Genomic DNA, 6,000 nt, shown 5'->3' on the forward strand with positions numbered 1-6,000 from the left:
AAGGTTCGGGGCCTGGCCGATCTGTGCCACGCTCAGTGGGGATGGTGTGCAGATCGCCCCGAGCACGTGACTTGCGCCTGTCGTAGCCGGCCTCCTAGCGCCAGGAGCCTGCGCGACGAGGCCCTCAAGGCGGAGATGTCCAAGATCCACAAGAACCAGCTACTCGGTTCCTGGGGGCTAGAGAGATGCACGTGATGCGGGGCCGCCCTGAGGTCGCCGAGCGTCACGGTGCCGGTCACGCGGGGGCGGTGCACCGCCTGTGCGGCTTATGGGTGACCTGGGTCTACCGCGGTGTCAGACGCGCCAAGTCGCCCAGGACGACCCGCTCGGTGCCTTGAGGACCAGTGCCCGGCCGACCTCGTCAAAAGGCATTTCAGCGCTTTCAGGCCGAACGAGCTGTGGGCCCGCCGACATTCCCCCACTACGTGGGAGGTACCCCCTCCTACGTGCGCACTTTCTCGGGGTGGGTCTATGTGGCTTTCGTGACTGACGTGCCTCTCGCGGCGGATCGTGGGGTGGCGGACCACCTACCGGCCAGTGTGCACCGACCTGGCCCTGGACGCCCTTCAGATGGCCGACTGGCAACGAAAACGAGTCGGTGCTGACCTGACCGGCCTGGTGCGCCACCTGCGACCGTGGAGTGCAGTACCGGCCCCATCCGCTACAGACAGGCTCTATTAGACTGCGAGGCGGTCGCCTCGGTGGGGTCGAAGGAGGACTCCCATGACAATGCCCCGGCTGAGGCGCTCAAGCTCCTTGTACAAGGCCGAGCTCATCCTTTGGCCAGGAACCTTGGGAGGACATCGACGCCGCCCGTGGTCGCCACCGCCGAGTGGGTCCACTGGAACGGGCACCACCCGGCCCCATTCCGCTATCGGTATGCGCACCCCCGCCGAGCACGAAGCCGCCTGGGCACCCGATACCCACCGCCAGGAACAACCACAACCAACTTAAACCAACTCCCACAAAACCCGGGGCTTGACACCTACATCCGGGCCGACTTCGCCGAGCTCACCTCGACGGGGTTGATGAGGGCCGCAGGCTCCCCAGCCCAGGAGGGGCAGGGGCTGCGGCGCACCCCGCCGCCGTGGGACTCTCCTGAGGCCCGGGACCAGTGGGCGCAGGAGAAACTTGATCAGGGGATCGACTCCGCAGTGGTCAGGGCGGCACGCACCGGGGACATGCCCCTGTCCAGGCCTGCCAGCGAGGCTACCCGCACGCCCAACGGCTCCTCGGAGGGGCCGCAGCAGGCTCCCACCCAGCGGGAGTCCTCACCAGGGGACTTGACCCGCTAGAGACGCTGTTGATGCCCACCGTCACCCCGCCGTGGATGCCTGCGATGTGGGGCACGGACGGGACCTATACGCGATGGTACGTGCAGGCCCCGTCCGTGTCAGTGGGCTTTACGGCTTTGAGCGGAAGGTGAGTTCTCCTTGACGGATTATTGGCAGGAGGGCGGCTGCCCCCGTGACCCGCATGGTCAGGTTCGCCAGGGCCTCACGGATGTAGGGGAAGGCCGCCATGATTGCGACCTTGGAGGCGAAGTCCGCAGGGGCTTGCTCGGACAGCTCGAAGTCCTGGGCGGCGGTGTACTCGGTGACGACACCGATGACGGCGCTCCACTGGGGAGCCGTGACCTGGAACTCGAACCTGGCGCCGAACTGGCTGCCCTCCTGGCGTGTGCCTAGGACGCACTCAATCTCAAGCGGTGTCTCCCCGTCCTCGCCCATGGTGTCCGTGAGGTCGATCGCAAGCCGGTCGAAGCGGATGCCGGTCAGCTCCAGGCCAGCGTCCAGCATCTCCTTGGCGTCGTTGAGGGCGGCGACGTCAGGCATAAGTGGCCTTCTGTGTCACGTCCCACTTCTTGGGGAGGATGTACTGCGGGGGGCGGGTGGAGGAGACCTTGAAGGTGTGCTGCGCAGAACCAGTGAACTGCCAGTCCGAGGGCACGCCCTCGCCGCAGTCGTCGATGACCTTCATGTCCAGGACCGCTTCAACGGCCATGGCGTAGCGGGCGATGGAGGAGAGTGTGGGGTTGGCGTCGTAGCGCTCGAAGGCTGCGACGGTCGGCTGGCTGACGCCCATACGGTTCGCCACGTCTTGCTGGCTCAGCCCGTGGTGCTTGCGCAGGTCGACAAGCTGCTTCAGTAGGGAGTCCTTGGCCTCGATCAGCAGGTCTGCCCTGCGGTCGAGGACCTCTTCGCTGACGGTTGTCATAGAAAAGACTCTATGACTATGGGGTGCGCGTAGGCAACTTAGATCCGTGTTGACTGCGTCGCTGAACGCCCCAGCAGGTGCTGCGTCCACTGGAGAAGAGCTGCTCAGCAAGGTCGATCTGGTCGTCCTGGAGTCTCTTGGTTGCTTGCGCGTCGCCGTCGATGATCTCCTTCTCGTGGGCGTGCAGTCCCAGGACGCATAGGCCGAGTTCGTCGTAGGGCTGGGCGTGGATCAGCCGCACCTCTGCCGTTGTGTGGCGTTCAGAGCCTGTGGGTTGACGCTCATGGACGTTGATTCCTGTCCAACGGATCTCGAAGAGGATGTCCCCTGCGCGCAGGGACTTGATCTCTCCCGGCGGCTGGAGGTCACCGCGTGCCGCCTTCTCCAGACGCTTCCTGAACTCAGTCCGGGTATACCTCTCATTGAAGGGGCTCCAGAGCCTGTGGGGACGCTTCTTGAGCGCCGCCATGAGGGCTTCGACAGCCAGGGCGATGTGCTGCTCCTGGGTGCCGTCGCCTCCGCCGTGCCAGTAGAAGTCCACGGACAAACGAAGACAAGCGTTCGACTTGCTGGAGTTCGCACCTGTGCTCACAGGTCGATAGTAGACCGGTAGGTATGACACGTTGACGCTCTCTCTGTGCCACACGGCTGTGGCCGCCGTGCAACAGGCCGGCTCGCTCACGCCCAGGGGTGGTGCCTCAGCGTGGGTCGAACAGGCCTCCAGGAGCCGCCTCGCACGGGAGAGAGGTGTCGGTGTGGCGGCGCGGGCCGGTGGTGGGTCTGGGCAAGGCACCCCAATGAGCGCGCGGCGACCATCAGCGCCTCGCGCTGGCGTGTGTCGCCGGTGGCCAGGGCAGCGCCTGCGAGCAGGCCGGCGACGTCGCGGGAGGCGTCGGTCAGGGCGACGGGGTCGGTGGGGTCGACGGCGCTATCGCCAGTATCGTGTTCGCTGCTTCCGATGACGAGACCGCGATGCAAGAAGATCTCGCTGCTGTCGCGCAGTGCTACGGCACCTGGGGCGCCCGCGTCCTGTGGGATCACGTCTCAGCGGCTGCACGTACAGTGTCGGCACTTTGTCCGGGGAGCGTGGGGTGCATCGATATTCCTGGGGACATGCCGGATGTCACCTACCCGTCTCCCGCCGGGCAGACCGGTCGTACCGCGAACGATGAGTAGCGAGGCGGCGCACGCTCGGCGCCGCTTCCGGTCGGGCCTGTTCAGTTCGGCTACTCCATGAGGGTGGGGATCTACTGGCCAGGGGTTGTGCGCACTGCACGAAGGTCCCACCTACGTGGAGTACACCCGACCCTCCTCCCGTAGCGCCCGGCCCTCGTGCAGTGCACGCCCGAGGCCAGCAGGGCGGCTGCGGGAGACCACGCCCGCCTCGTCCGGTGAACCGGCGGACGACTCCACCTCAGGCGGCTCACCCCGCTGGAGCCTCAGCACGAGGACGAGGGAGACGGGCGCTCAGGACTTGCGCAGCAGGACCCGGCTCATGCGGTGCTCGGCGTCCTTAGCCGGGACCAGGGCTGCCCGCCCCGGGAAGGTCATCAGATCAGGATCGGTGAAGGGCGGGTTCTGGTGTGATTCAAACAGGCGTGGATGCCACTATTTTTAACATGTAAACCTCATCGTGTCTGTTTTGTTTGATTGACGACCATAGTGTGTCGTTTTATCATTCATTTATGATTAGTAGTAACATCGCCGCCTTGCGTAAAAAGCATCGCTGGACTCAGGAAGCATTGGCAAACAAGGTTGGCGTCTCTCGACAGACCATTGCCAAGTGGGAGGCTCCGGGTGGTAATCCCGACATTTCCTCATGTATTCGGTTAGCGCAGGCGTTCGATGTTTCGATCGACGATCTTGTCAACGGTGACACTTCATTTGTTTCCATGCTTGATCGCCCCGGCAAATACATATTTGGCACCGTTGTGATCGATCAGGATGGGAGACTCGCGCTTCCAGTGCGAGCCAGAAAGGTATTCAATATCAAGTCTGGCGACGAGCTCCTACTTATTGGCGACATCGATCAGGGGCTTGCTTTGATGGATGCGCAGTTCTTTGTGCAGGCTGCTCGTCACGTGGAGGGAGATCATCGTGCGGCACATGATAATACTGAAAACTAAGCGAAAGAGGGTGCGTGTGCTGATAATCATTTGCGTCGTGCTTGGCTTGCTCGGGGGAGGTGTGACTTATTATGCTCATCGAAATATGACCTATGATCGGGCTGCGGAGGCGGTTGTTCGTCGTGCTGGTTATATCGAAAAGCAGGTAATGCTGCCGAGTGGTGCAATCATTCACTATGGTGAGGGACCGAACAATGGTTCACCGCTCATGTTGGTCCACGGCCAGCAAACAACGTGGAGGGACTATAGTGCGGTGCTCGGAGAACTATCTCAACGCTATCACGTGTTTGCGGTCGACTGTTATGGCCATGGTGGATCGAGTAAAAATCCGGCAGATTATACGGCGATCAAGAATGCAGTTGATTTCGTGTGGTTTATCCAGCACGTTGTCAAGTCTCCTGTCTTGATCTCCGGTCACTCTTCGGGAGGTCTGTTGGCGACCATCGTTGCCGCCAAGGCTCCACAGCTTGTCACTGGTTTATTGATTGAGGATGCGCCATTCTTTGCGACTGAACCTGGAAGGGCTGAGAAGACATTTGCTTGGCTCGGGTTTCGTGACATGCATCATTTCTTGCACGGTGGTGAACGAAATTTCACCCGTTATTCACTTGAGCACACCTATCTTGCGCAGGTTCTTGGGAAAAAGAACTTTGATGTGTTTGTTAAGCGGCCTGCCCTCGATTACATGAGGCGTCATCCCGGCGAAATACCGCGTCTTTGGTACTACCCTCCTGAGCTGCATGTCAATGAATTCCTCGATTTGACGGCGAACTTGCAGGATGGTACGGGCTCCTATGATTTGCGATTCGGTGAGACCTTTTATGATTTCTCGTGGTTTGCAGGTTTTGATCAGGTGGAGATGTTGAAGGCTGTGCGCTGTCCGTCAATTCTTTTGCATGCTGCTCATCCGTCGAATATGCGGGGCTACTATGATGATCGTGGGGTACTGCTCGGTGCTATGGATGATCGTGACGCGTCGCGTGTCCACTCGCTTCTCTCTCGTAACACTCTAGTCGACAACGTTAAAAGTGGTCATAATATTCATTCTGAACGGCCTGAGGTTTTTATCAAGGCCGTCGATGATCTTCGTTAACCTTGTTGCAGGAGTGGGATAGGAGTGTTTTCTGAAAATTAAAATCGGTGCCGACACCACGGTGTTAACGGGCTCTTCGTGTTTGGGGGTGTGGTAGGTGGGGCTTATCGGCTGGTTTAGGTGGTTGTTGTCAGGTGGTCTTTGAGGCGTCCGGTGTGGATGAGGCTGCGGATGGTGTAGTTGGCCAGGTTGCGCAAATCCCAGGGCGATGCCGCGTAGGTGCTCCAGGCGCCCGTTGATCGCTTCGGTGGGGCCGTTGGAGGTACGGGGCTGGTCGAAGTAGGCCAGAATGTCCTGGCTGCGGCTGATCAGGGTTCTGGCCAGGGTCTGGATCTCTTCCAGCTCGTCTGGGATGGCCTGCTTCAGGGAGTCGATGAGCCGTTGCATCAGGTACTTTCCCAGGCCCGCCTCCTCGGTGCGGTAGGCCTGGATGAGGCGCTGGTAGACGCCCCAGGCGGCCTGGACCGCAGCGTGGCGATCATCAGCGAACAGAGCCTCGAGACGCTCGGCCTGGGCGTCGGTGAGCAGGCCGGCCCCGGTCAGTAGGGTGCGCCTGGCCCGGTA

General features: G+C 61.3%; 6 protein-coding genes and 1 pseudogene. 3 read left to right on the forward strand and 4 right to left on the reverse strand.

The annotated features are described in order from the left end of the window. Positions 1-1,028: 1,028 nt before the first annotated feature. A complete protein-coding gene (locus tag BKH32_RS13755; RefSeq protein ID WP_143222829.1) occupies positions 1,029-1,295 on the forward strand; it encodes a hypothetical protein in 267 nt (88 codons plus the stop codon). A 108-nt stretch (positions 1,296-1,403) separates the two neighbouring features. Here the strand turns inward: BKH32_RS13755 and BKH32_RS11870 are convergent, their stop codons facing one another. From BKH32_RS11870 to BKH32_RS11880, 3 genes are read right to left on the reverse strand one after another with little or no spacing between them, the layout of a single operon-like run. Continuing rightward, complete coding sequence (locus tag BKH32_RS11870; RefSeq protein WP_075250212.1) at positions 1,404-1,835, reverse strand: hypothetical protein; 432 nt, start codon at positions 1,833-1,835, stop codon at positions 1,404-1,406. Further along, on the reverse strand, positions 1,828-2,217 hold the full coding sequence (locus tag BKH32_RS11875) for a helix-turn-helix domain-containing protein (protein ID WP_075250213.1): 390 nt from the start codon (positions 2,215-2,217) through the stop codon (positions 1,828-1,830). Before BKH32_RS11875 ends, BKH32_RS11870 begins: the two co-directional genes overlap by 8 nt. A gap of 16 nt (positions 2,218-2,233) precedes the next feature. Beyond that, the gene (locus tag BKH32_RS11880) at positions 2,234-2,809 is read right to left on the reverse strand and encodes a hypothetical protein (protein ID WP_143222830.1); all 576 of its coding nucleotides are present in this window, start codon (positions 2,807-2,809) and stop codon (positions 2,234-2,236) included. 1,093 nt (positions 2,810-3,902) lie between these two features. On the opposite strand from BKH32_RS11880, the gene BKH32_RS11890 reads away from it, so the two are divergent. After that, positions 3,903-4,343 (forward strand): helix-turn-helix domain-containing protein, encoded by a 441-nt coding sequence (locus BKH32_RS11890; protein ID WP_075250216.1) that lies wholly within the window; start codon positions 3,903-3,905, stop codon positions 4,341-4,343. A gap of 37 nt (positions 4,344-4,380) precedes the next feature. Next, a complete protein-coding gene (locus BKH32_RS11895; protein WP_256691835.1) occupies positions 4,381-5,436 on the forward strand; it encodes an alpha/beta fold hydrolase in 1,056 nt (351 codons plus the stop codon). Positions 5,437-5,552: 116 nt separating this feature from the next. Here BKH32_RS11895 and BKH32_RS13350 read toward each other — a convergent pair. Continuing rightward, positions 5,553-6,000 (reverse strand): annotated as a pseudogene (locus BKH32_RS13350) (transposase); the annotation flags it as partial.

Source organism: Actinomyces oris (assembly GCF_001929375.1).
Classification (GTDB): domain Bacteria; phylum Actinomycetota; class Actinomycetes; order Actinomycetales; family Actinomycetaceae; genus Actinomyces; species Actinomyces oris_B.

What these genes read in the sequence shown, in the direction of transcription:
- BKH32_RS13755 (WP_143222829.1), top strand. Translation starts at nt 1,029, where the DNA reads ATGAGGGCCGCAGGCTCCCCAGCCCAGGAGGGGCAGGGGCTGCGGCGC.
- BKH32_RS11870 (WP_075250212.1), bottom strand. Translation starts at nt 1,835, where the DNA reads ATGCCTGACGTCGCCGCCCTCAACGACGCCAAGGAGATGCTGGACGCT.
- BKH32_RS11875 (WP_075250213.1), bottom strand. Translation starts at nt 2,217, where the DNA reads ATGACAACCGTCAGCGAAGAGGTCCTCGACCGCAGGGCAGACCTGCTG.
- BKH32_RS11890 (WP_075250216.1), top strand. Translation starts at nt 3,903, where the DNA reads ATGATTAGTAGTAACATCGCCGCCTTGCGTAAAAAGCATCGCTGGACT.